Origin of the sequence: Mycobacterium sp. 20KCMC460 (assembly GCF_022179425.1) — a bacterium.
Lineage (GTDB): Bacteria > Actinomycetota > Actinomycetes > Mycobacteriales > Mycobacteriaceae > Mycobacterium > Mycobacterium kiyosense.
Genome location: NZ_AP025524.1, coordinates 5,327,179 through 5,350,108 on the forward strand (window position 1 = coordinate 5,327,179; position 22,930 = coordinate 5,350,108).

The following is a 22,930-nucleotide window of genomic DNA, read 5'->3' on the forward strand; positions in this document are numbered from 1 at the left end:
TGAATCGAGGAACCATGACCGCTGCCTCACCGATCCGCGTTTTTCACAGCGACGTCGGAGTCGCGATCGCCGTCTCCGCGCCCAGGGCCGCACCCGGTGACCCGGTCCGCATCTGCGACATGTCGATCGGCTTCGTGCTGGACGAGCTGATGCCGGCGTTGTGGGCGGCGATCGAAGCCCACGCCGTCCACCGCGACTTGATCGCGGACTTGGCTGCGGCGTCGGCCCCCGATTGGCTCGACGTCCCCCCGCATGAGCGGGTCGGACCGCTGCCGCCGCGCATCAAGGCCCGCGTCGAGCTGCTGCCGCTGTACTGCGGCCGCCGCACCCGCCGCGGCACCCGCTGCCGCATCCCAGTCGCCACCCCCGGCGGCACCTGCCGCTGGCACCGCCCACCCGCGGCCACCGCCGACGGCATCCACCCCTGCCCGAAAGGAAAACCCGCATGACCGCCACCATCACCATCCGCGTCCGCGAAATCGACGGCGAGCCCGTGCTTGACGCCGCCGCCGTCGAGCTGCTGTTCGGAGTCGAACAGGCCGCGTTCACCGCCCTGCCGCTCATCGACGGCCGCGTGCGCCTGCCCCGCGAGTGGGTCAGGCGCGGTAAACGCCGCGCCCGGGAAGCGATGGCACACACCGGCTCCGACACGATGACCGACTGCCTGCGGTACTGGGCCCGCAAGGACCACAACGCTGAACTTCAGGTCGTCTACCGATGATCGCCTGGCTGATCCTCGCGTGGCTGACCGCGGGCACCGTGCTGATCGTCGCCCAACTCGCCTTGCTGGCACTGCATCTGGGCGATCTGAAGATCCAGATGCGCACCCTCATCCTGCTGCTGCAAGACCAGGCCCAGGCCCGCCCGGCGACGGCGCAACAGCAGAAAACCGTGGCTTGACGTGGGCATCCGCGCGCGCCGGACAGACCGCGGCCGGGCCTGGTGCCTGGTGTTGCTTCGACGACTTCGCCGCCCCAGGCGCCCGCATGTGCCGCAGATGCTCAACCGCCCGCGGCTGTGTGGCTCCACAACGCCACCGGGCCGGCCCGCCGCCACCACCACACCCGCAGGCCCGCGATGGCCGTACAGCGCCCGCCACAGCCCCCCGAATCGGGCAGCCATGACCAGCCAACTGCTATGCACCACCTGCGCGCACCGGTTCGGGCGCCGCGCGCTGGCCCTGCTGTTCACCGCCGACAACGCTGTGCTGTGCACCCGCTGCGCCAACTCCGCCGCCGTCCACCGCACGATCTTTCCCGGCTGCCCCCACCACCACACGCCCCGCAACCACGGCGGCTGCATGACCAGCGTCGGCACCATCCGCCGCAACGCTCAACCCCCCAGAAGAAAGGCACCTCGCTTCATGACCACTCCCCACACCGCCGAGCCGCTGGTCCCGCTGGCCCTCGTCGCCGCCGAACTCGACCAGCCCGCCCACACCGTCGCCGCCCGCATCCCCGAACACACCCTCACCGTCGACCCGGCAACGGGCCTGCGCGCCATCCCGGCCCACGTATGCCGCGAACTGCTCGACGCCCGAGCAGCCGCCATCCGCGCCGAACACGAACAAGCCCAACGCCGCAAAGCCGAAATCGCCGCCGTCGCAGCACAACAACCGCCGCGCCGCGGCGGGGTCCCAGCCCGCCCCCACTCCTCAGCCCTCTCTGACCTCATGGAAGCAGACCAACGATGACCAGCCCCACCCTCGCCGCCGCCGCCGAAGTCCTCGACGTCGACCCCCAGCAACGCCACATCACCGTCATCGCGGCGCCATACGGCCAATACGCGACCGTCCTGTTCCGCGGCCAACCGTGGCGAGAAACCATCTACCCCGGCGCATTCGACGACGCCGCCACCAACCCCGAAAAGATCCGCGTCTGCCGCGAGCACAACCGCAGCGATCTGGTCGGCAAAGTCGTGCACTTCGACACCAACGACCCCCGCGGCCTCATCGCGCAAATCCGCGTCGCCCGCACCCAACGCGGCGACGACACACTCGGTTTGGCCGCCGAACGGATGCTCTCAGCCTCCGTCGGATTCGGTGTGCACCCCGGCGGTGAACGCCTCGACCACGCCACCCGCACCCGCCAAGTCCTGCACGGCTGGCTAGACCACCTGGCCCTGGTCATGGCCCCCGCCTACGACGCCGCTCAGGTGCTGGCAGTGCGGGCAACCCCGCACCTCGACCAACTCGCCGGCGACCCCGTGTTCGCCTGGGCTGCCCTACGCACCGATGCGATCGCCTGGGCGCGACACCGCACCGAGCCGCGCTGACCACCAACCACCCAACACGCCAATGCCCCGACGTAACCACCGCCGCCGCGACAGCCGCCCCCTCCCCAACTGGCCGACCGGCTCCTCGATCCCCCCGCCACGCCGCACCCCCGCCACCAGCAGCTACCGCGGCAACACCACCGACCGCGGCTACGGCTGGCAACACCAGCAGGAACGCGCCAAATGGGCACCGAAAGTGGCAACCGGGACCGTCATCTGCTGGCGATGCCGCCTGCCAATACAGCTCAGTGAACCCTGGGACCTCGGCCACGACGACGACAACCGCGACCTCTACCGCGGCCCCGAACACGCCGCCTGCAACCGCGCCACCAAAACCCACGCAGCCCAACGGCGACGAGCGACACGACCCGCCCACCCCGCGGCTGTCATCGAGTTCTTCAACATCAAACCCGTTGCACCGCAAGACGATTCGACACACGAAAAGGGTTGCGGCACAGCATGATTCATGGCACCCCCCCCGTTTTTCTTTCCTCACCCCTCTTGACCGAAGCGGTCAGGCCGCTCTATACACGACAAAAAATTGCTGTGTCGAAAACCGTTGGAAAACAACAACTTTCGCGCACCGAAAACCAATGTGGGGCAACGTGTTTAGCCGGACCCGGATAGGGCTTAATTCAGTGTGGCTTCGACGCGGGTAAATGCCCATTCGTCGGTTGCGTGGTCGAAGCTGACCCGCAGTCTCGTGCCGGCCGGATACTCGGCGGCGAACTCGACGATCTCGGCGGCCGTGTCGCGGGCCAGCTCGGCGGCCAGGTGTGGGTCTACCTTGGCCCAGCCGGTGCGTTGCAGGAAGTCGGTGACCGCCGTTTCGAGGTGCTCGCAGGTGAGGTCGGCGCGTTCGGTGACGATGGCGGTGTCGACGGGTTGGGCTGAGTCGAGGGCGGCCCAGCCGGCGCAGGCGCAGCCGGGGGTTTCGCAGATAGGTCCGACGAGGGCGGCGAGTTCGCCGGTGGGGGTGGTGAACACGTGCATTCGCCTATGGTTGCGCATGCTGCCGACAAAGCGCGGGCGTTCAGGGAAGGACAGGACATCGAGCGGGGCAGGGAGGTCGATCAGCCCGACATCCCTCTGGTCATCCGCCAAGGCGCGCCGGCGACGTCGCGGGCGGCCGGTGCGCCGCAACCGTAAGTCAGAAAGCCTATGGTCGCAGACCTGTACGGATTGCGAGCCGCCTGACCGCTGCGGTCAACCGGTGTCGGGCTGAAAAAGGGGGGGATGGGGCGGGGCAAGCGCCGCGCGAGGGTGGGGATCGCAACGTGAACGCTTGCCCGACCTCCCCGTTGGGATGGACCCCTTCAAGCAGGTAGCTACGAGTCGAGGTCAACAACCTCGAACGGCGGTTGGCCGATCTGTTCGAGCCGCGCACGGATCTCCGCGACCTTTTCGGGCGATCGAGTCGACGGTTCACGTATCGCGGCAAGCGCGTCTTCAAACTTACTGCGCTGCAACGCTTCTCGTCGCGCAAATTCGGCGCGCGTGGATTCGTGCGCCAGCTTGCGCTGCTCTTCCATCTTTTCGGGGTCGTATGCGGACATGGTGGAACCTTTCGGGTCGATTACAGGGATTCGATCCCGCGCCATGCCATGCCCTGAACGGTCCAAGCTGCGGACCTGTTCAGAGGGTAGCACTGGTCACGTCCGTTCCTTGGGGCACGCCGTGGCGGCTGGCCGGGTGTCGGTAGAGGCTCAGGCCCGCGATGGCCTCGCGCCGCCGGGTGTCGGATACCCGCGTGTAGATCTGGGTCGATTGAATGCTCTTGTGCCGCATCAGTTCTTGGACGGTGCATAGGTCGTTGCCGTCGTCGAGCAGCGATGTCGCGTACCAGTGGCGCAGCGCGTGCGGGGTGCCGCGGACGCCGGCGCGGCGCATGGTGCGGCCGATGATGTCGGACACCGATTTGCGGTGGATGTGCTCGGCTGGGTGTCCGCGCATCGGGAACCACCATCCGGTCGCTGGCATCTGCGCGGCCAGCTCGATCAGGGCCGGGTGCAGCGGGATTGAGCGCAGCTTGCGGCCTTTGCCTTTGACCCACAGCAGCCGGGCCGTCAGGTCGATGTCTTCGCCGCGCATCTGGGCGATTTCGCTGACCCGCAGGCCCGCCAGCAGTGCGAGCAGAATCATCGCGCGGGTGGTGGACCACATGCGCGTTGCGAGCAGTTTGGGGACGTCGGCGTCGGCGACGGGGCGCGGCTCACGATCCGGCACCTTCGCCGACCCCACCTTGATCATCGGGTTGTCGAGGCGGCGGTCCATGATCTGCAAGCCACTTGAACCAGGCGGCCAGATACGAGGTGTAGGTGGCGGCGGTGGAGTCCGACCATTCAGTGTGTGAGGCCAGCCAGCGGGAGATATCGAGCGGCTCGGCCCGCAGCGGCTGGATGCCGGTCTCGTCGCGGAAGCGTCGTATCAGGCGGAGGCGTTCGGCGACGGTCAGCGGGGAAAGCCGCTGCGCGTACTGCCACACCTCCCAGTCAGCCAATCCGATCACGCTGGGCGCCGGGGTTGCGGCTGCGGTCGTAGTGTCGTCGAGGGTCGCGGTCATGCTGCCCGGTCCAGTTCGTCGGCGGCGTCGAGGATGGCCGCGGCGATCTGCCGGGCTGTCGCCGCGTCGTAGTCGCCGCGGGCGACGATGCCGATCGTGCGCACCGTGGTGCCGTCTTGGTTCTGGCAGCCGAGGATGATCACGTCGGTGTCGGCGCTGACGCTGCGTCGGGTGCCGTCGAATGCCCGGATCCAGCCGGTGTCGCTTTCCTCGGGTAGCCAGATGCGGGTGGCGTCGGCCGGTGGCGTGACGTCGCTGAACAGCACGTGGTCGGCGAGGTTGGCGCGGGCCCAGCCGCGGGCGGCCTCGAGTAGCGCGTGCGCCTGGTCGCCGGCGGGCATCGCCGACTGGTCGGCTTCTGCGTCCATGCGGTCAAGTTCGTTGATCTGCCAGCCGGTGAGCTGGTCGGTCAGGTCGCGCCAGCAGGACGCGTCGCCGTCGCCGGTCATCGGGCGGCCTCGGCGCGCACGGCAGCATTGACGCCGCTGCCGATGGATGGTTGTAGCCCGGTGTGCGCCGCCGGCAGCGAAGTGGAATCGGATGGGGTCATAAGTGGCGAAGATAAACGGAAATGCATTGTGCGGCAAGCAAACCGGGTGGATGCGTGAGAAGTCGTCGTATGCGCGAGATTTCGCGTGCAGCAAACATCGGTGCGACAACGAAATACGGTTTCGTGGGGCGCGCGGGAAATTGCTGTAGCACGCCGGAGGTTTTCGGGACGCGAAACGTCGAAAACGGGGGGGGCGTGTCTTCCTTTTTACGCCCGGTCGATCTCGTCGGCGGCGTCGAGCAGCGCGGCGGCCAGGTGGCGGGCCTGGGTGGGGGTCAGGTCGTCGCCGTCGATCACACCGAGGAGCCATGTGACGGTGCCGTCGCTGTGCTGGGTGCCGTAGGCGGTCACGGCGGCTTTGTTGCCGGGGATTTCGTGGGAGGGCCGGCCCAGGCACCGCAGCCAGGTGCCGTCGGGTCGTTGTTCCCAGGATTCGGCGTGGTCCGCCCCGTCGGGTAGGGGTACCTCGGCGAACATGGCGTCGGCGAGGTTGTCCTGGGCGCAGCGGCGTGCGATGTGCAGCAGCAGCTCGGCGGCGTCGTTGAGGGAGTCCCATGCGGATGCGGCTTCGGACTTCTCCAAGTCGCCGATCTGCTCGGCGGTGAGTTGGTCGGCCAGGTCACGCCAGGTGGCCGCGTGATTCTCGGGTACGGTCATCGTGCGCACCGAAGCCGGTCGACCTCATCGGCGGCGTCACGCAGCATCGCCGCCAACTGACGCACCGCCTCGACGTCCAACGCCACGCAGCCGGTGAACGCATCCGGGCGGGCTCCGCTCACGTCGATGCTGACGTAGCGGGTAGCGGTGCCGTTGGAGCGCTGCGCACCCTGCACTGCGATGGCGAAGCCGGCGGCTTCGCGGACGGTGCCGACGAAGGCGCGCCCCGGCAGGTCCGACGACGGGCGGCGTGTCCAGCCGTGGACGGTGGTCGCGTCGGCCGGGGGCGGGGTTGAGCATGGGCACTCATCGGCGTGGCCGCCGACATCGGAGTGCGCACAGAACGGGACGGGGGTGGTGGTCATGTGCGGGCTGATCTCCTGTTTGAGGACGGGGCCAAGCTAGCTGGCCTAACGCCCTTGCGGGATCGGCCCTACTTCGTCGGCTTTGTTGTTGCTCCGTGTCGGAACTCGACCACGTCCCCGTCGGCCATCACGTAGTCCTTGCCCTCCATCCGGACCTTGCCGGCCGCCTTGGCCGCGGCCATCGATCCGGCCGCCACCAGGTCGTCGAAGGACACGATCTCGGCCTTGATGAAGCCCTTCTCGAAATCGGTGTGAATCACCCCGGCGGCCTTCGGCGCGGTGTCGCCCTGGTGAATCACCCAGGCGCGCGCCTCCTTCGGCCCGGCCGTCAGATACGTCTGCAGCTTCAGCGTGTGAAACCCCGCCCGCGCCAACGCATCCAGGCCCCGCTCGGTCTGCCCGATCGACTCCAGCAGCTCCGCCGCAGACTCGTCGTCGAGCTCGATCAGCTCGGATTCGATTGCGGCGTCCAGGAATACGGCGTCGGCCGGGGCGACCAGCGAACGCAGCTCGGCGATCCGCGCAGCGTCGGTCAGTACCGACTCGTCGGCGTTGAACACGTACAGGAACGGCTTGGTGGTCAGCAGGTTCAGCTCCCGCAGCGGCGAGGTGTCCACGCCGGCGCCGAACAGCGTCTTGCCACTGTCCAGAATCTGCTGCGCGGCCAAGGCCGCGTCGTGCACCGGCTTGCGCTCCTTATTGGTGCGGGCTTCCTTCTCCAACCGGGGCAGGGCGCGCTCCAAGGTCTGCATGTCGGCCAGGATCAACTCGGTTTCGACGACCTCGATGTCGGATCGGGGATCCACCTTGCCTGAGACATGCGTCACATCGTCGTCGGCGAACACCCGCACCACCTGGCAAATCGCGTCGCACTCGCGGATGTGGGCCAGGAACTTGTTGCCCAGCCCGGCCCCCTCCGAGGCGCCCTGCACCAACCCGGCGATGTCGACGAACGTCACCGGCGCCGGCACGATGCGTTCGGATCCGAAGAGTTCGGCCAGTTTGTCCAGCCGCGGGTCCGGCAGCGACACCACGCCCTCGTTCGGTTCGATCGTCGCGAACGGGTAGTTGGCCGCGACCACGTTGTTGCGCGTCAACGCGTTGAAGAGGGTCGACTTGCCGACGTTGGGCAAACCCACGATTCCCAGGCTGAGGCTCACGAGGAGCCAAGTGTACGGGGGACGCTCCCGGCGAGTGCCCGCCTATATACGGGCCTTTGGCCTGATTGCCGGTACGGTCGACGTGTGTCAGCGCAGCGGGAGAGGTCCGCGGTGGAGCCAAGCCACCGCTCGATCGTCCCCAGCATCCCTGGGGTGCCGTGGTGGGCGGCCGTGCTCATCGCCGTCGGAGCGACGGCCCTGGGCTACTTGCTGGACGCCGGCCACAAGGATCTGACCCACACCTTCGCCCTGCTGTACATCGCCGGCTGCGTGGCCGCGGTGCTGGCGGTGCGGCAGGCGGCGGTGTTCACCGCGGTGATCCAGCCGCCGCTGATCCTGTTCTGCGCGGTCCCCGGGGCGTACTGGCTCTTCCACGGCGGCAAGGTCGATAAGTTCAAAGACCTGTTGATCAACTGCGGTTACCCGCTGATCGAGCGGTTCCCGCTGATGCTGGGCACCGCGGGCGGGGTGCTGTTGATCGGGCTGCTCCGCTGGTACTTCGGCAAGAGCAGCCGGACGGCCCCGGCCGCCGACGCGGTCAAAGACGAAGAAAGAGGCAAGGCCGCGACACGAACAGCGGCGCGCACCCCGCTGCTCACCGGCCTCGCAGCCAAGGCACGCACGCTGCTGGCCGGCCTGACCGGCGAAGACGCCGACGAGTCCGACGGCGCGGATGCGCCACCGGCGCACGCCAGAGGCCGCAGCGCGAGAACCACCCGCGCGGCGCGGCGCGGCAGCGCGCAACGGCCGGCAGCCCGGACCCGGTCGCGGCACGCCCGCCCGGACGAGGCGAGCGGGTCGGCTGACGAGCGCACGCGGCGCACCGCGCGTAGGAGCGCGGCGCCCGGACCCGAGATAGGCGACTTCGACCCTGCCGAGCCGCCGCGCCGGCCACGCCGCCGGCGCCCCGACCCGGATGCCGACCTGGGTGCCCCGCCCCCGCGGGAGCCGCGCCGCGAGCCGCGTACGCGACGCAACCCGTACGAGCGGCCCTACGACCGCCCCGAGCCGCGCACCAGCCGCTTCGACCCTTACGAAACCTACGACCGGCCGGAGCCGCCGGCCCGCGGCGACCGCCGCAGCCGCCCCGAGCGCCGCGCGCCCGAGCCGTACCCGCCCTACGAGCCCCGCCGGCGCGCTACGCCGGCCGGTTCGGGCGGCGCCAACCCGACCCACCACCCGATTTCGCAGGTCCGCTATCGCGGCCAGCCGCCGCGCAACGATCCGCGGGGCGAGCCGCTCGACGAACCGCGCGCGAATGGCCGCCGTCCGCGTGCCGCACGCCGACCGCCTGCTGAGTGGGAATACGACAACTGAGCTAGCTGTGGCGACCTACGCCGCGGCCCGCGTCAGCAATGAACCGCTGCTCAGCCCTTCGACCGCGGCGGCCGGATCTCCCGCGGCAGCGCGAACACCAGCGTCTCGTTGGCCGTCGTCACCGGCTGCACCAAGTCGTAACCGTATTCGGCCAGCCGCTCCAGCACACCGCGGACCAGCACCTCGGGAACCGACGCCCCGGACGTCACACCGACCGTCCGGACGTCGTCCAGCCAGGCCGGATCGATGTCGTCGGCCCAGTCCACCAGGTACGCGGCCTGCGATCCGGCGCCGAGGGCCACCTCGACCAGCCGCACCGAGTTCGACGAGTTGCGCGACCCCACCACGATCACCAGCTCACACTCCGGGGCCATCGCCTTGACCGCGACCTGACGGTTCTGCGTCGCGTAGCAGATGTCGTCGCTGGGCGGGTCCTGCAGCTTGGGGAAGCGCTCCCGCAGCCGGCCGACGATCTCCATGGTCTCGTCGACCGACAGCGTCGTCTGCGACAACCAGATCACCTTGTCCTCGTCGCGGACGCTGACGTGCTGGACCGAATCGACCCCGTCGACAAGCTGCACATGGTCGGGCGCTTCCCCGGCCGTGCCGATCACCTCTTCGTGGCCTTCGTGGCCGATCAGCAAGATGTCGTAGTCGTCCCGGGCGAAACGCTTGGCCTCGTTGTGCACCTTGGTGACCAGCGGGCAGGTGGCGTCGATGGTCTGCAGGTTGCGTTCGGCGGCCGCCGCATACACCGTCGGCGCGACCCCGTGCGCGGAGAACACGACGATCGCCCCCTCGGGCACCTGGTCGGTTTCCTCGACGAACACCGCGCCCGCCTTGGCCAGCGTGTCCACCACGTGCCGGTTGTGCACGATCTCGTGCCGCACGTAAACGGGTGCTCCGTGCTTCTCCAGGGCACGTTCGACCGTCTCCACGGCACGGTCCACACCGGCGCAGTAACCACGCGGCTCGGCCAGCAGCACCCGCTTGCGGGTCGGAGAATCGGCTAGCGAGCCTGCTATAGAGCTCGAAGCGCCGGGAATCCCCATGTCGATAGTGGGCACCATGGGATCCAGGGTACTTTCCGCGCGGACCTGCCTGCCATTTCGCCGGACCGGCGCGCGCTCAGCTTGGAGTTAGCCGCTGCTTGAGGCAGTCTTGGAGCCATGGCTACTGCACCGTATGGAGTTCGGCTGCTGGTCGGCGCGGCGACAGTCGCCGTCGAGGAGACGATGAGGCTTCCGAAAACCATCCTGATGTACCCGATGACCCTGGTCAGCCAGGCGGCACACCTGGTGATGCGGGTTCAGCAGAACATCGCTGAATTGGTCATCAAGGGCGACAGCACCTTGGAGTCGATCTTTCCGCCCAAGGACGAACAGCCCGAGTGGGCGACGTTCGACGAGGACCTGGAGGTCCTGGACGGCGGCGGCCAGAGCGGCTTCTCGTCCATCCCGGTCGACGGCATCGACACCGAACGCCGCACCGAGGGGCGCTTCGCGCTGTACTCGGTGTCCGACGCCGCCGACACCGTCGAGGCCGCCGAACCCACCGCCCCACCCGCCACCAAGCAACCGGGCAAAGCCGCCGGCGTGCCGGTCCCGGCCGTGGCCACCGAACTCGACTACCCGCAGTTGACCCTGGCGCAGCTGCGCGCCCGGCTGCAGTCGCTGGACGTCGCCGAGCTCGAGGCGCTGCTGGCCTACGAGCAGGCCACCAAAGCCCGGGCCCCGTTCCAGACGTTGCTGGCCAACAGGATCACCCGCGCGTCCGCGAAGTGACCCGCGGCGCTGCGCCGGAGGCCAACTCACCGGAAAACCCGTACCCCGTCCGCGCGGTCGCCATCCGGGTAGCCGGCTGGATAGACCGGCTCGGCACCGTCTGGGTGGAGGGCCAACTCGCCCAGATCAACCTGCGGCCCAACACCAACACGGTGTTCATGACGCTGCGCGATCCGGCCGCCGACATGTCGCTGACGGTGACCTGCTCGCGCGACCTGGTGCTCAACGCGCCGGTGAAGCTGGCCGAAGGCACTCAGGTGGTGGTGTGCGGTAAACCCTCGTTCTACACCGGCCGGGGTACATTCTCGTTGCGGCTCAGCGAGATTCGTGCCGTCGGGGTCGGCGAGCTGCTAGCCCGCATCGAACGGCTGCGCCGGCTACTGGACGCCGAAGGGTTGTTCGACCCGCGGCTCAAGCGGCCAATTCCGTTTCTGCCCAACATGATCGGGTTGATCTCGAGCCGCGCCAGTCACGCCGAGCGCGACGTGACGACAGTGGCCGCCGCGCGCTGGCCGGCGGTGCGGTTCGCCATCCGGCACGCCGCCGTGCAGGGCGTGAACGCCGTGGCACAGATCGTCGAGGCCCTGCGCGACCTGGACCGGAATCCGGACGTCGACGTGATCGTGCTCGCCCGCGGCGGCGGCAGCGTGGAGGACCTGCTGCCGTTCTCCGACGAGACGCTGTGCCGGGCCATCTCGGCCTGCCGCACACCGGTGATCAGCGCGGTCGGCCATGAACCCGACAATCCGCTGTGCGATCTGGTCGCCGATCTGCGCGCGGCCACCCCCACCGACGCCGCCAAGAAGGTGGTTCCCGACGCCGCCGCCGAGCAGCGGCTGGTCGACGACCTGCGCCGGCGCAACGCCCAAGCGCTGCGCAACTGGGTGACCCGCGAACAACGCGCGCTGGCCCACCTGCGCAGCCGACCCGTGCTGGCCGACCCGTTGCGCATGGTGACGACCCGGGCCGAGGAGATCTCGCGGGCGCGCTCCGCGCTGCGCCGCGACATCAACCGGATGCTCGTCGCCGAGACCGAACGCGTCGGACATCTGGGGGCGCGGCTTTCGACGCTGGGCCCGGCGGCGACCCTGGCCCGCGGATACGCGGTGGTGCAGGTGGCAGCGACGGGCGCGGTGCTGCGGTCCGTCGACGACGCGCCGGCCGGCACCGGGCTGCGGGTGCGGGTCGCCGACGGTGCCGTCGCAGCGCTGAGCGAAGGACAGACCGATGGATCCTGACCGCGAGCAGGCGACTACACCTATTAGTCAGCTCGGCTACGAAGACTGCCGGGACGAACTGATCGAAGTGGTACGGCTCCTGGAGCAGGGCGGGTTGGATCTAGACGCGTCGCTGCGGCTGTGGGAAAGAGGCGAACAACTCGCCAAAAGGTGCGAGGAGCACTTAGCTGGCGCCCGCCAGCGGGTGGCCGACGCGCTGGCCGCCGGCGACTCCGACCCGACCTGAGTCGGGCCGCGTCCGGACCGCGGGTTCTTGTTCAACTGGAACACGTTCCAGTTATTCTCTGCTATGCTCCGCGTCACTATGGGTGATGCATCTCTGACAACCGAACTAGGCAGCGTTCTGGTCACCGGCGGCTCGGGCTTCGTCGGCGCCAACCTGGTCAGGACGCTGTTGGATCGCGGACATCAGGTCCGCTCGTTCGACCGCGCTCCCTCGCCGCTGCCGCAGCACCCGAAACTGGAGGTGTTGCAGGGCGACATCACCGACAAGGCGGTGTGCGAAGCGGCCGTCGACGGCATCGACACGATCATCCACACCGCGGCGATCATCGAGCTGATGGGTGGCGCCTCGGTCACCGAGGAATACCGCCAGCGCAGCTTCTCGGTGAACGTCGGCGGCACCGAGAACCTGGTCACCGCCGGCCGCAAGGCCGGCGTCAAGCGGTTCGTCTACACCGCATCCAACAGCGTGGTGATGGGCGGCCAGGAGATCTCCAACGGCGACGAGACGATGCCCTACACCACCCGGTTCAACGACCTCTACACCGAGACCAAGGTGGCCGCCGAGAAGTACGTGCTGGCGCAGAACGGCGTCGAGGGCATGCTCACCTGCTCGATCCGGCCCAGCGGCATCTGGGGCACCGGCGACCAGACCATGTTCCGCAAGGTGTTCGAAAGTGTGATCAAGGGCCATACCAAGGTGCTGGTCGGCCCCAAGTCAGCCAAGTTGGACAACTCCTACGTGCACAACCTGATTCACGGCTTCATCCTGGCCGCCGAACACCTGGTTCCCGGCGGCACCGCGCCCGGCCAGGCCTACTTCATCAACGACGGCGAACCGATCAACATGTTCGAGTTCGCGCGCCCGGTGATCGAAGCGTGCGGCGAAAAATGGCCGACGATAAGGATTCCCGCGCCTCCGGTGCGTGCCGCGATGACGGTCTGGCAGCGGCTGCACTTTCAATTCGGCGCGCCCGCACCGCTTCTCGAGCCGTTGGCCATCGAGCGGATCGCCATCAACAACTACTTCTCGATCGCAAAGGCACGCCGCGATCTGGGTTACGAGCCGCTGTTCACCACCGAACAGGCGCTCAAGGAATGCCTGCCGTACTACGTCGAGCTGTTCCGCAAGATGAAGGCCGACGCGCAGGCGGCCAAGAAAGCCGGCAAGGGAGCGGCAGCGGCTACCGGAAGCTGACCATCTGGGCACCCCAGGCCTGGCGGATCCGCGCATCGACGTCGGACACGACGGCGTCGCGCTTGTCGATCACCAGACACGCGCGGTCGGGCTCCTGGTAGCACGGCCAGTGCGGCTCGCCGGCCAGACCGTCCGGCGTGCCGTGGGTGGCGAAGTTGATCCAACGGGCCCGCACTCGCTCCGAGACCGCAAAGGCGGTCTTGGCGCCACCCAGTTTCAGCGAAAAGTCTTGTGGGCCACCGAGATTGCCGAACACATACGGCAGCTCGGTGGCGTGCGCGGCGCGCACCATCAGCAGCTTGAGCAGCGGTGTGGCGTAGTCGAAGCGGTACAGATGCACCGGCGCCACTCTGCTGTGACCGTCGGCCAACCACACCGAGGGCATCCGGAAGCCGATATCGGTGGCCATCCCGACGCTGCGCGCCTTGCTCCCCCCCGAGTAGGCCGACTCGAACTGCGCCATGGCGGGCAGCTGCAGGTCCGGCTGCTCGGCGGCGATCTGGCTGAACATCGTGGTGATCGCGTGCGGCGTGATCGGCATCAGCGGCGAACGCAGCAACTTGAACAGCGCCGCTTCGTTCTTGTTGGTCCCGATGATCAACGGCACTGGGAGCAGCCGGCCCTCCTGCGCCAGCTTCACCGGCTGATCGTGGAGCAGGTCGCCGTCGACGATGGGCACGAACGCCAGCGTCCCCGGATTGCGCACCGGCACTTCGTTGAACACTTCGCTGGTCGCCGCGATCAGGGCCGCGGTCGGCGCATCCGCCACCTCCGACGCATCGGATTCGGAGATGCCCAGCTTGTCCAGGACGGCCAAGGTGACCCGGCGACCACGGTCGTGGTCGTATACCGAGGTGGCCGGGGAGCTCTGCGCGATAGCGCGGACGAACAGGCCCTCGGCCGCGGGGCTGGCCAACAGCGTGGTGACGATTCCGGCGCCCGCGGACTCGCCGAACAGCGTGACGTTGCCGGGATCACCGCCGAACGCCGCAATGTTGTCACGCACCCAGGTCAACGCGGCCAGCACGTCCCGCAACCCGACGTTGGAGTCGAAACTCCGCCGCGGCGTGCTGAACGACGACAAGTCCAGGAAGCCCAGCGCCCCGACCCGATAGTTCACCGTGACCACGACGACGTCGCCACCGGCGGCCAGCGCGTCGGCCTCATAGAGCGGCTGGCTGCCCGAACCCAGGACATAGGCACCGCCGTGCAGCCACACCATCACCGGTCGCGCGGCGCCCGATTGCGCACCGGCCGGCGCCCAGATGTTGCACCGCAGGCAGTCCTCGCCCTGCGGTGCGCCCAGATCGAGTTTCATATTCGGCAATGTCGACTGCGGACAGGCCGGCCCGAACGCGGTGGCATCGGCGACCTCGGTCCACGGCCGCGGCGGTGCCGGAGCCCGAAAGCGCAGGTCCCCCACCGGCGGCGCGGCGAACCGGATGCCTTTCCAGGTCTTGACCCCCGACTCGTCCACCCGGCTACCCCGGACCGGACCGTAAGCGGTCTCGACCACCAAATTGTCGATCGTCATATCTTGCGTACTCCCACTGCCGGCTCCGACCAGGTTAACGACCGGCCGCGCCGGCGTCCGCAGGGGAAATGCTCGACACGATCAACTGCAGATACGGGCGATAGAGATCTTCAGTGTCGAGATGGCTACCCAGGGTGATGCCGTCGTTGACCGCCAGGATGACCCGGGCCAGGGTATCGGCCGGGATCGTCAGAGTCGCGCCGAGTCGCGAAACGTTCTCGGTGATGAACTCGGCCAGCGACTCGATGGTGTGCAGCCGCTGCTCGGCGAGGCGTTCTCGGGCTTCGGGGTTCCGCAGCAGGAACAAGGTGAACTCGTAACCCAGCGCCGCCCGCTCGGTGCCCCCGCTCGTCGTCCGCCAGCGTTCGGCGAGCTCGTCCAGGTCGACGTCGCTGAGCTGGTGAAACGATTCGACGGCTGCGGTGAAACCCGCCAGGAATCGCTGCCGCTGACGTTCGACGACGGCCAGGAAGAGCTCCTCCTTCGCGCCGAAGTGTGAGTAGATCGCGCCCCGGGTGTAACCGGCGGCGTCGGCGATGTCCTCCAGCGCCGACCCGAGCAGACCCTTGCGTGCGAACACGTCCTCGGCGGCGTCGAGCAGCAGGTTGCGGGTGTGCTCGAGACGTCGCTCGCGGGTCCACCGTTGCGGCACAGGGTCGATCCTCGCATACCGGTTGACAAGGTCATTCCGCTAAAATATACATTCTTGTATCTGATATACACATTTGTATATTCGGAGCGGCCGGAGGAGTGCAACAAATGACGCGGACAATCCGCCCCGGAGAGTGGGTCCAATCCGATTCCGGGGTGGGGTCCGGCCTGGCCGACATCGGCCCCGGCACCTTCGACATGCGCATCACCACCGAGCGCTACACCTCCCGCGAATACGCCGAGCGGGAACGGCACCGGATCTGGATGCGGGTCTGGCAGATCGCCGGCCGAGTCGACGAGTTGCCCAGCGTCGGCGACTGGAAGCAATACCGGATCCTGGACCAGTCGTTCGTGATCGTCCGCGGCAAGGACGAGAAGCTGCGCGGCTTCGTCAACGCGTGCCGGCACCGCGGCAACATCTTGTGCAACGCTGCCACCGGAAACGCCAAACGCGGCTTTCTGTGTCAGTACCACCTGTGGTCCTACGAGTTGGACGGCCGGTTGCGCGGCATGCTGCGGGAGAACCTGGCCGGCCCGCTGGACAAGAGCGACAACTCGCTACTGGAAGTGCCGGTCGACACCTTTGCCGGCTTCATCTTCCTCAACCCGGACCCCGGCGCCGAGCCGCTGCTCGACTTCCTGGGCCCCGAGGTGGCCGAACTGCTCGCGCCCTACCATCTCGACGAGATGACCGCGGTGATGGACGTCCGAGAACCGTTGGACTGCAACTGGAAAGTCGTGATGGACGCCTTCGAGGAGGGTTATCACATCAACGGCATCCATCCGCAGTTACTGAATGTTCTGACGATCGATCCGGCCACCACCCGGTACCGGTTCTTCGCCAATCACAGCGTCGGCGTCGCGCCGTTCGAGGTGCGCGGGGCGGGCCCGGAGAAACAGGTCGAGGGCATCATGGACCTGCCCGAGACGTTCCCCTCGACGGCCGCGGTGATCCCGCGCTTCCGCGAACTCGTCGAACAGCACCGCGCACCGGACGGGACCCTGGCCTTCCCCGGCGACGTCACCGCGCGAAAACTGTTGCAACAGGCCACCCGTGACACCCTGACCGGGATGGGGCTGGACGTCAGCGGACTCACCGACGACCAGATGAGCGACAACCAGGGCTGGGTGCTCTTTCCCAACTACTTCATGACCGTCCGCGCCGGCGAGTGCCACATCGTCATGGCGGCGCCGCACCCCGACGGCGACCCGAACCGCTGCATCTGGCACGTCAGCAGCTACATGTACCTGCCGCCGGAGCATCGCGACGCCTTCCGGGTGGAATTGACCGACGTCACCGAACCGGGCAGCCACAAGTATTTCGAAGCGCTGCAACAAGATTACGAACAGATGCCGCGCCAGCAGCTCGGCCTGCGCAACAACCGCCTCGACCACATGACATTGGTGAAAGAGGAAGTCGTCATCGGCCACTACCACTCCGTCATCGACCGGTACATGGCCGATGGCGATTGAAATCGCAGTCGCCGCCCGCGCATCCACGATGGGAGCTCAGGCCTACGCGCTGACCTTCCCGGACGCCGCCATCGGTGTGCACCGCCCGTTCCAGGGCACCAGTAAATACGTCGAGGTGCTCGAACGCTACCTGAAGCGCGCCGGGCAATCGGTGTGATGACAACACGCAGAGTCGAAGACGTCATCGGCGACCACACCGGCCGCGCGCACACGGTGCTGCAGTACAGCCTCGTCGTCAAACGGCTCGTCGGCGAGGCCAAGGAACCCGGCTTCTGCGCCGAAAGCTGGTCGCCGCTGGCCGAACTCGTCGCCGTCGACGAATTTCAGCGCGTCGGAGCGTTCAAAGAAGTGATGAATTGGGCGACCTACGTCGAGTTCCTGACCGGCTGGGCCCGGTCCGCGCAATGGGAGTGCGAGTTCAAACGAATCACCGAAACCCCCGGCCGGGTGTTCCTCGAACTCGAAGAGCGCAGTGCCATGGGCAGTTTCACCAGCACCGTGAATTCGCTGTCGGTGTACGAATTCGACGACTCCGACAAGATCACGCGCATCGACCTCTACCTGCAGATGGAGCCGCTCCCGGCATCGGCGTGACGGCCCAGCAGAGCCACGAGGAGCGGGGCGTCGAATGACGCAGACTCCGCCGAAACCGCCCCGAGTCCGGTGATCAATCAGGTGCTCGCCGTCGACGGCGGATTCTCGGTCAGCTGATCGCGTCCACGACGGTCAGGCTCCGCTAGGGTTGCGGCCAACACCGACACGGAGGGTGGTCGCGGACCCGGCATGAACACCGAATTCACGCCCGCTCAGAAGCGCGCGCTGGCGGTGACCACCATCGTCGCCCTGCTGTTCGGCGCGTACTTCCTGCGCAACCACTTCGTCCTGATCGTGGTGGCCGCCGTCGGCGCCTACCTGTTCACGCCGCTGTTCAACTGGTTCAACAAACGCCTCAACACCGGACTGTCGGCCACCTGCACACTGCTGTCGGCGCTGCTGATGGTGATCGTGCCGGTCGGGCTACTGGTGACGCTGGCGGTCGTACAGATCGCCCGGATGGTCGACTCGGTAGCCGGCTGGGTGCGCTCGACCGGCACCAACAGCCTCGGCGACAAGGCCTTGAATCTGGTGAACGACCTGCTGAGCCACGTGCCGTTCGCCCACGTCACCGTCACCGCCGAAACACTGCGCAAGGCGATGGTCTCGGCCGCGCAGAACGCCGGCCACTGGCTGCTGAGCGTCCTGCAGAGCACCGCCGGCAGCCTGGCCGGAGTGATCACCTCGGCCATCATCTTCTTGTACGTCTTCGTCGCGATGCTGGTGAACCGCGACAAGCTGCGCACCCTGATCGGCCAGCTCAACCCGCTCGGCGAAGAAGTCACCGACCTGTATCTGCAGAAGATGGGCTCGATGGTGCGCGGCACCGTCAACGGCCAGTTCGTGATCGCCTTTTTTCAGGGCGTGGCCGGTGCCGCCTCGGTCTATCTCGCCGGGTTCCACCACGGCTTCTTCATCTTCGCGATCCTGCTGACGGCGTTGTCGATCATCCCGCTGGGCGGCGGCATCGTCACCATCCCGTTCGGCATCGGCATGATGTTCTTCGGCAACATCGGCGGCGGCCTGTTCGTGGTGCTGTTCCATCTGATCGTGGTCACCAACGTCGACAACTTTCTGCGGCCCATCCTGGTGCCGCGCGACGCCCGGCTGAACCCGGCGCTGATGCTGCTCTCGGTGTTCGCCGGCATCTCCATGTTCGGGCCGTGGGGCATCATCATCGGGCCGGTGCTGATGATCGTCATCGTCACCACCATCGACGTCTACCTGGCGGTGTACAAGGGTGTCGAGTTGAAACCCTTGGAGGACAAGCCCGTTCGGCGCGGATGGCTGCCCGGGCGAGCTAAGTCAGACGCTGGGTGAGGAACTCGACGACGCGCTTGCGCGCCTGGTAGGCGGGCTGCCCGTCGACCTCGCGGACCTCGTCGGTGAGCACCGAGTGCGCCATGCGGCCGAACCCGTGTTCGTTGCCGGGACCGGAGTCGATCTCGATCACCTCGAACGCGTCCCCGAGGCGCGCTTTGAGAGTGGCAAACCTTTCGCCGGGTGCCATCTTGTCCGCGCTGAAGCGTAATCCCATAGCACACAAGCCTTCGTCGGCGCAGCGCCCGGCGACCACGCTCAGCTCTGATTCACTGAGCCCGGGATCGCGGCGCTGCTTGGCGGTCAGCGGAAACGGCACCGACGGCTGGCTGAGTACCGGGGCGAGCACACTGTCGTCGACGGCAGCGGCGAGAGCGAACCCGCCGGTGAAGCACTGCCCGATCACACCCACGCCCTGGCCCGGCGTCGACGCGCTGAGGTCGCGGGCCAGGGCGCGCAGGAACAGCGATACCGGCCGCTGTTTGTTGGTGGCCATCGCGGCGAATTCCTTCGCCACACAAGCCCGGGTGATCTCGGCAACGATGTAGGGCACCGACCGCGGCTTGCCCGGCTCGCCGAACAACGACGGAATGGCGACGGTGAATCCGTGGTCCACCAAGTGATTCCCCAAGGCCAACACCCCCGGATGGATGCCCGGCATCTCCGGGATCAGCACCACCCCGGGACCCGATCCCTTCCGGTACACGTCGTGGGTGTAGCCGGCACCGGTGAACGGTGCGGCCGACCAGCCGGACAGGTCCGCCTCGGGTGCGTCCACGCGTAAACCCCTCCTACTTGTTGGGCAGCGGTTGCTGAGACTGTGTCGCCGCCGCCAGCGTACGGAACTGATCCGGCGTGCCGGCGCCGGTGATGGCGACCTGTGTGGGGCCGGCCGGGCTGGCCAGCCGGGTGGTCCACACCGGTTCCACCGCGCCGTTCTGGTCGGCGCCCTGGTAGACGACCCAGCTGATGCCGGCGACGTCGACCGTTCCGGTCGGGTACATGCCGGGGTGGATGGAGCCGACCAGTTTGTCCTCGTCGGCATTGCTCTGGGTGAGGCTCAGATACATCCCCGTCGGGCTGATGTAGCCGACGGTCGAGGTGGATGCGTGCAGCTTCTGGCCCGCGGCCGCGTCGGTTCGGCCGGCGTCGATACCGCCCCGACCTCCCGAATTGGGCTTCCAGTCCTGCGGCAGTTGGGGCAGCCGGATCGGAAAACCCAGCGTGGCCGCGTCGGCCTTCAGCGCCCCGGCCGCGTCGTAGGACGGGACCTTGCCCCGGTTCGTCCCACCCGGGGCGATCGAACACATCCCGACCATGCCGGCCAACAGGATGCAGCCCAACACCAGCGGCGCCAGCGACCAGAACATGTCCCGGCCGTCCTGCAGCAACCGTGGCTTGGCCGGCTTGGGCGTCGGCTGCGGCTCGGAGGTCACCCCCCGAGTATCCCAGCTCCAGACCGGCGTTCTGCTTCTGGGACAATCACCAGCGAATGAAGGAAGGGGCACCAACCGTGACTGCACAGGGATCCGGCTCGACCGTGGCCGGTGGGTCGCCCGCGCGACCGTCCCGGGGCGAAGCCCCCGACCGCAACCTGGCCATGGAACTGGTGCGGGTCACCGAGGCCGGCGCCATGGCTGCGGGCCGGTGGGTGGGCCGCGGCGACAAGGAGGGCGGCGACGGCGCCGCGGTCGACGCGATACGCCAGCTGGTGAATTCGGTGTCGATGCGCGGGGTCGTGGTGATCGGCGAGGGTGAAAAAGACGAGGCGCCGATGCTCTACAACGGCGAAGAGGTGGGCAACGGCGACGGGCCCGAATGCGACTTCGCCGTCGACCCGATCGACGGCACCACCCTGATGAGCAAAGGGATGCCCAACGCCATCTCAGTGCTGGCGGTGGCCGACCGTGGCGCCATGTTCGACCCGTCGGCGGTGTTCTACATGAACAAGATCGCCGTCGGGCCCGAGGCCGCCGACGTGCTGGACATCACGGCGCCGATCGCCGAGAACATCCGGGCGGTTGCCAAGGTCAAGGGACTCTCGCCGGCCGACATGACCGTCTGCATCCTGGACCGCCCACGGCACGCGCAGCTGATCGCCGACGTCCGTGATACCGGGGCGCGCATCCGGCTGATCACCGACGGCGACGTCGCCGGCGCCATCTCCGCGTGCCGGCCCGGCTCGGGCACCGACATGCTGGCCGGCATCGGCGGCACCCCGGAGGGCATCATCACCGCCGCCGCCATCCGATGCATGGGCGGGGCGATTCAGGCCCAGTTGGCGCCCACCGACGAGGCCGAGCGCCGCAAGGCGCTCGACGCCGGCCACGACGTTGATCGGGTGCTGACCACCCGGGACCTCGTCTCGGGGGACAACGTCTTCTTCTGCGCCACCGGGGTCACCGACGGCGACCTCCTCAAGGGGGTGCGGTACCAGCCCGGCGGCTGCACCACCCAGTCCATCGTGATGCGCTCCAAGTCCGGGACCGTGCGCATGATCGAGGCTTACCACCGGTTGTCCAAGCTCAACGAATACTCGGCGATCGACTTCACCGGCGACACCAACGCCGCCTACCCCCTGCCGTAACCCCCGACAAGCTAAGGAAACCCCAGAGCTATGGCCGAAGAAGGCGAATACCGCATCGAGCACGACACCATGGGCGAGGTGCGGGTACCGGCAAAAGCGTTGTGGCGCGCCCAAACCCAGCGTGCGGTGGAGAACTTCCCGATCTCCGGGCGGGGCCTGGAGCGCACCCAGATCCGGGCGCTGGGCCTGCTCAAGGGCGCCTGCGCGCAGGTCAATAAGGACCTCGGACTGCTGGCGCCGGAGAAGGCCGACGCGATCATCGCCGCGGCCGCCGAGATCGCCGACGGCCGCCACGACGACCAGTTCCCCATCGACGTCTTCCAAACCGGCTCGGGCACCAGCTCGAACATGAACACCAACGAGGTGATTGCGTCCATCGCGGCCGCCAACGGGGTCACCGTGCACCCCAACGACGACGTCAACATGTCGCAGTCGTCCAACGACACGTTCCCGACTGCCACCCACATCGCGGCCACCGAAGCCGCGGTGAGTCACCTGATTCCGGCGCTGGAGATTCTGCAGGGCGCGTTGGCGGACAAGGCACTCGAGTGGCAGACGGTGGTCAAGTCGGGACGCACCCACCTGATGGATGCCGTGCCGGTGACACTGGGCCAGGAGTTCAGCGGCTACGCCCGCCAGATCGAGGCCGGCATCGAAAGGGTGCGCGCGTCGCTGCCCCGCCTCGGTGAACTGGCCATCGGCGGCACCGCCGTCGGCACCGGCCTCAATGCCCCCGACGGTTTCGGCGTCCGGGTGGTCGCGGTACTGGTTGAGCAGACCGGGCTATCCGAATTACGCACGGCCACAAACTCTTTCGAAGCACAAGCGACCCGCGACGGACTGGTCGAGGCGTCCGGAGCGTTGCGCACCATCGCGGTGTCACTGACCAAGATCGCCAACGACATCCGCTGGATGGGGTCGGGCCCGCTGACCGGCCTGGCCGAGATTCAGCTGCCCGACCTGCAACCGGGCAGCTCGATCATGCCGGGCAAGGTGAATCCCGTTCTGCCGGAAGCGGTCACCCAGGTCGCCGCGCAGGTGATCGGCAACGACGCCGCAGTCGCCGTCGGCGGGCTCTCCGGCGCGTTCGAACTCAACGTCTACATCCCGATGATGGCCCGCAACCTGCTCGAATCGTTCAAGCTGCTGACCAACGTGTCAAAGCTGTTCGCCGAGCGCTGCATCGTGGGACTCAAGGCCAACGTCGAGCACCTGCGTGAGCTCGCCGAGTCGTCGCCGTCCATCGTGACGCCGCTGAACTCGGCGATCGGTTACGAAGAAGCCGCCGCGGTGGCCAAACAAGCCCTCAAAGAGCGCAAGACGATTCGCCAGACCGTCATCGACCGCGGCCTGATCGGGGACAAGCTCTCGATCGAGGAACTCGACCGCCGCCTGGATGTTCTGGCGATGGCCAAGGTCGAGACGACCGACGAGAACTAGCAT

General features: G+C 67.7%; 30 protein-coding genes. 17 read left to right on the forward strand and 13 right to left on the reverse strand.

All coding sequences use genetic code 11. The annotated features are described in order from the left end of the window. The first annotated feature begins 14 nt into the window (after window positions 1-14). The 6 genes from MKCMC460_RS24475 (at window position 15) to MKCMC460_RS24500 (ending at window position 2,737) form a co-directional block, all read left to right on the forward strand. On the forward strand, window positions 15-449 hold the full coding sequence (locus tag MKCMC460_RS24475; RefSeq protein WP_236977636.1) for a hypothetical protein: 435 nt from the start codon (window positions 15-17) through the stop codon (window positions 447-449). Further along, window positions 446-721, forward strand: a complete 276-nt coding sequence (locus MKCMC460_RS24480; RefSeq protein WP_236977637.1) for a hypothetical protein — start codon at window positions 446-448, stop codon at window positions 719-721. Before MKCMC460_RS24475 ends, MKCMC460_RS24480 begins: the two co-directional genes overlap by 4 nt. Continuing rightward, window positions 718-900 carry a hypothetical protein gene (locus MKCMC460_RS24485; protein WP_236977638.1) on the forward strand — a complete coding sequence of 61 codons (183 nt, stop codon included), beginning with the start codon at window positions 718-720 and terminating at the stop codon, window positions 898-900. The genes MKCMC460_RS24480 and MKCMC460_RS24485 overlap by 4 nt, the downstream gene beginning before the upstream one ends. A gap of 220 nt (window positions 901-1,120) precedes the next feature. Next, a complete protein-coding gene (locus MKCMC460_RS24490) occupies window positions 1,121-1,693 on the forward strand; it encodes a hypothetical protein (protein WP_238304962.1) in 573 nt (190 codons plus the stop codon). Further along, window positions 1,690-2,274 carry an HK97 family phage prohead protease gene (locus MKCMC460_RS24495; protein ID WP_236977642.1) on the forward strand — a complete coding sequence of 195 codons (585 nt, stop codon included), beginning with the start codon at window positions 1,690-1,692 and terminating at the stop codon, window positions 2,272-2,274. Before MKCMC460_RS24490 ends, MKCMC460_RS24495 begins: the two co-directional genes overlap by 4 nt. A gap of 22 nt (window positions 2,275-2,296) precedes the next feature. Beyond that, on the forward strand, window positions 2,297-2,737 hold the full coding sequence (locus MKCMC460_RS24500; RefSeq protein ID WP_238304964.1) for a hypothetical protein: 441 nt from the start codon (window positions 2,297-2,299) through the stop codon (window positions 2,735-2,737). Window positions 2,738-2,904: 167 nt separating this feature from the next. Here the strand turns inward: MKCMC460_RS24500 and MKCMC460_RS24505 are convergent, their stop codons facing one another. The 8 genes from MKCMC460_RS24505 to ychF form a co-directional block, all read right to left on the reverse strand. Then, a complete protein-coding gene (locus MKCMC460_RS24505; RefSeq protein WP_236984647.1) occupies window positions 2,905-3,267 on the reverse strand; it encodes a hypothetical protein in 363 nt (120 codons plus the stop codon). A 335-nt stretch (window positions 3,268-3,602) separates the two neighbouring features. Further along, window positions 3,603-3,830 (reverse strand): hypothetical protein, encoded by a 228-nt coding sequence (locus MKCMC460_RS24510; RefSeq protein WP_236977643.1) that lies wholly within the window; start codon window positions 3,828-3,830, stop codon window positions 3,603-3,605. A gap of 79 nt (window positions 3,831-3,909) precedes the next feature. Beyond that, window positions 3,910-4,548, reverse strand: coding sequence for a tyrosine-type recombinase/integrase (locus MKCMC460_RS24515; RefSeq protein ID WP_236977644.1), 639 nt, complete (start codon window positions 4,546-4,548; stop codon window positions 3,910-3,912). Next, window positions 4,487-4,837, reverse strand: a complete 351-nt coding sequence (locus MKCMC460_RS24520) for a hypothetical protein (protein WP_236977645.1) — start codon at window positions 4,835-4,837, stop codon at window positions 4,487-4,489. Before MKCMC460_RS24520 ends, MKCMC460_RS24515 begins: the two co-directional genes overlap by 62 nt. Next, entirely contained in the window at window positions 4,834-5,286 is a 453-nt protein-coding gene (locus MKCMC460_RS24525; protein ID WP_238304966.1) for a hypothetical protein, read from the reverse strand. The genes MKCMC460_RS24520 and MKCMC460_RS24525 overlap by 4 nt, the downstream gene beginning before the upstream one ends. A 308-nt stretch (window positions 5,287-5,594) precedes the next feature. Further along, entirely contained in the window at window positions 5,595-6,044 is a 450-nt protein-coding gene (locus MKCMC460_RS24530) for a hypothetical protein (RefSeq protein ID WP_238304967.1), read from the reverse strand. After that, on the reverse strand, window positions 6,041-6,409 hold the full coding sequence (locus MKCMC460_RS24535; protein ID WP_238304968.1) for a hypothetical protein: 369 nt from the start codon (window positions 6,407-6,409) through the stop codon (window positions 6,041-6,043). The genes MKCMC460_RS24530 and MKCMC460_RS24535 overlap by 4 nt, the downstream gene beginning before the upstream one ends. 68 nt (window positions 6,410-6,477) lie before the next feature. Next, complete coding sequence (gene ychF / locus MKCMC460_RS24540; RefSeq protein ID WP_236977648.1) at window positions 6,478-7,569, reverse strand: redox-regulated ATPase YchF; 1,092 nt, start codon at window positions 7,567-7,569, stop codon at window positions 6,478-6,480. A gap of 84 nt (window positions 7,570-7,653) precedes the next feature. Between ychF and MKCMC460_RS24545 the strand changes: the two genes are divergently transcribed. Continuing rightward, a complete protein-coding gene (locus MKCMC460_RS24545) occupies window positions 7,654-8,886 on the forward strand; it encodes a DUF6542 domain-containing protein (protein WP_238304969.1) in 1,233 nt (410 codons plus the stop codon). Between the two features lie 50 nt (window positions 8,887-8,936). Here the strand turns inward: MKCMC460_RS24545 and MKCMC460_RS24550 are convergent, their stop codons facing one another. After that, a complete protein-coding gene (locus MKCMC460_RS24550) occupies window positions 8,937-9,956 on the reverse strand; it encodes a 4-hydroxy-3-methylbut-2-enyl diphosphate reductase (protein WP_236977651.1) in 1,020 nt (339 codons plus the stop codon). 99 nt (window positions 9,957-10,055) lie between these two features. On the opposite strand from MKCMC460_RS24550, the gene MKCMC460_RS24555 reads away from it, so the two are divergent. From MKCMC460_RS24555 to MKCMC460_RS24570, 4 genes are all read left to right on the forward strand, one after another. Then, window positions 10,056-10,670 carry a lipid droplet-associated protein gene (locus MKCMC460_RS24555; protein WP_236977652.1) on the forward strand — a complete coding sequence of 205 codons (615 nt, stop codon included), beginning with the start codon at window positions 10,056-10,058 and terminating at the stop codon, window positions 10,668-10,670. Continuing rightward, window positions 10,667-11,908, forward strand: coding sequence for an exodeoxyribonuclease VII large subunit (xseA, locus tag MKCMC460_RS24560; RefSeq protein WP_236977653.1), 1,242 nt, complete (start codon window positions 10,667-10,669; stop codon window positions 11,906-11,908). Before MKCMC460_RS24555 ends, xseA begins: the two co-directional genes overlap by 4 nt. Then, window positions 11,898-12,134: an exodeoxyribonuclease VII small subunit gene (locus MKCMC460_RS24565; RefSeq protein ID WP_236977654.1), complete on the forward strand. Its 237-nt coding sequence runs from the start codon at window positions 11,898-11,900 to the stop codon at window positions 12,132-12,134. The genes xseA and MKCMC460_RS24565 overlap by 11 nt, the downstream gene beginning before the upstream one ends. A 63-nt stretch (window positions 12,135-12,197) precedes the next feature. Continuing rightward, a complete protein-coding gene (locus tag MKCMC460_RS24570) occupies window positions 12,198-13,328 on the forward strand; it encodes an NAD-dependent epimerase/dehydratase family protein (RefSeq protein WP_236977655.1) in 1,131 nt (376 codons plus the stop codon). On the opposite strand, the gene MKCMC460_RS24575 is transcribed toward MKCMC460_RS24570, so the two are convergent. Both MKCMC460_RS24575 and MKCMC460_RS24580 read right to left on the reverse strand, forming a co-directional pair. Further along, window positions 13,315-14,862: a carboxylesterase/lipase family protein gene (locus tag MKCMC460_RS24575; RefSeq protein ID WP_236977656.1), complete on the reverse strand. Its 1,548-nt coding sequence runs from the start codon at window positions 14,860-14,862 to the stop codon at window positions 13,315-13,317. The genes MKCMC460_RS24570 and MKCMC460_RS24575 overlap by 14 nt on opposite strands. A gap of 34 nt (window positions 14,863-14,896) precedes the next feature. Further along, on the reverse strand, window positions 14,897-15,514 hold the full coding sequence (locus MKCMC460_RS24580) for a TetR/AcrR family transcriptional regulator (protein WP_236977657.1): 618 nt from the start codon (window positions 15,512-15,514) through the stop codon (window positions 14,897-14,899). A gap of 107 nt (window positions 15,515-15,621) precedes the next feature. On the opposite strand from MKCMC460_RS24580, the gene MKCMC460_RS24585 reads away from it, so the two are divergent. The 4 genes from MKCMC460_RS24585 (at window position 15,622) to MKCMC460_RS24600 (ending at window position 18,900) form a co-directional block, all read left to right on the forward strand. After that, complete coding sequence (locus tag MKCMC460_RS24585; protein WP_236977659.1) at window positions 15,622-16,986, forward strand: SRPBCC family protein; 1,365 nt, start codon at window positions 15,622-15,624, stop codon at window positions 16,984-16,986. Further along, window positions 16,976-17,143, forward strand: a complete 168-nt coding sequence (locus MKCMC460_RS24590) for a hypothetical protein (protein WP_236977661.1) — start codon at window positions 16,976-16,978, stop codon at window positions 17,141-17,143. Before MKCMC460_RS24585 ends, MKCMC460_RS24590 begins: the two co-directional genes overlap by 11 nt. Continuing rightward, complete coding sequence (locus tag MKCMC460_RS24595; protein ID WP_236977662.1) at window positions 17,143-17,580, forward strand: hypothetical protein; 438 nt, start codon at window positions 17,143-17,145, stop codon at window positions 17,578-17,580. The genes MKCMC460_RS24590 and MKCMC460_RS24595 overlap by 1 nt, the downstream gene beginning before the upstream one ends. Window positions 17,581-17,769: 189 nt before the next feature. Then, on the forward strand, window positions 17,770-18,900 hold the full coding sequence (locus tag MKCMC460_RS24600; RefSeq protein ID WP_236977663.1) for an AI-2E family transporter: 1,131 nt from the start codon (window positions 17,770-17,772) through the stop codon (window positions 18,898-18,900). Here the strand turns inward: MKCMC460_RS24600 and MKCMC460_RS24605 are convergent. Both MKCMC460_RS24605 and MKCMC460_RS24610 read right to left on the reverse strand, forming a co-directional pair. Beyond that, window positions 18,881-19,678: a dienelactone hydrolase family protein gene (locus MKCMC460_RS24605; protein ID WP_236977664.1), complete on the reverse strand. Its 798-nt coding sequence runs from the start codon at window positions 19,676-19,678 to the stop codon at window positions 18,881-18,883. The genes MKCMC460_RS24600 and MKCMC460_RS24605 overlap by 20 nt on opposite strands. A 13-nt stretch (window positions 19,679-19,691) precedes the next feature. Continuing rightward, complete coding sequence (locus tag MKCMC460_RS24610; protein WP_236977665.1) at window positions 19,692-20,336, reverse strand: DUF4245 domain-containing protein; 645 nt, start codon at window positions 20,334-20,336, stop codon at window positions 19,692-19,694. Between the two features lie 77 nt (window positions 20,337-20,413). On the opposite strand from MKCMC460_RS24610, the gene glpX reads away from it, so the two are divergent. Next, window positions 20,414-21,487 carry a class II fructose-bisphosphatase gene (glpX, locus tag MKCMC460_RS24615; protein WP_236977666.1) on the forward strand — a complete coding sequence of 358 codons (1,074 nt, stop codon included), beginning with the start codon at window positions 20,414-20,416 and terminating at the stop codon, window positions 21,485-21,487. A 30-nt stretch (window positions 21,488-21,517) separates the two neighbouring features. Then, window positions 21,518-22,927 (forward strand): class II fumarate hydratase, encoded by a 1,410-nt coding sequence (locus MKCMC460_RS24620; protein ID WP_236977667.1) that lies wholly within the window; start codon window positions 21,518-21,520, stop codon window positions 22,925-22,927. The last annotated feature ends 3 nt before the right edge of the window (window positions 22,928-22,930 follow it).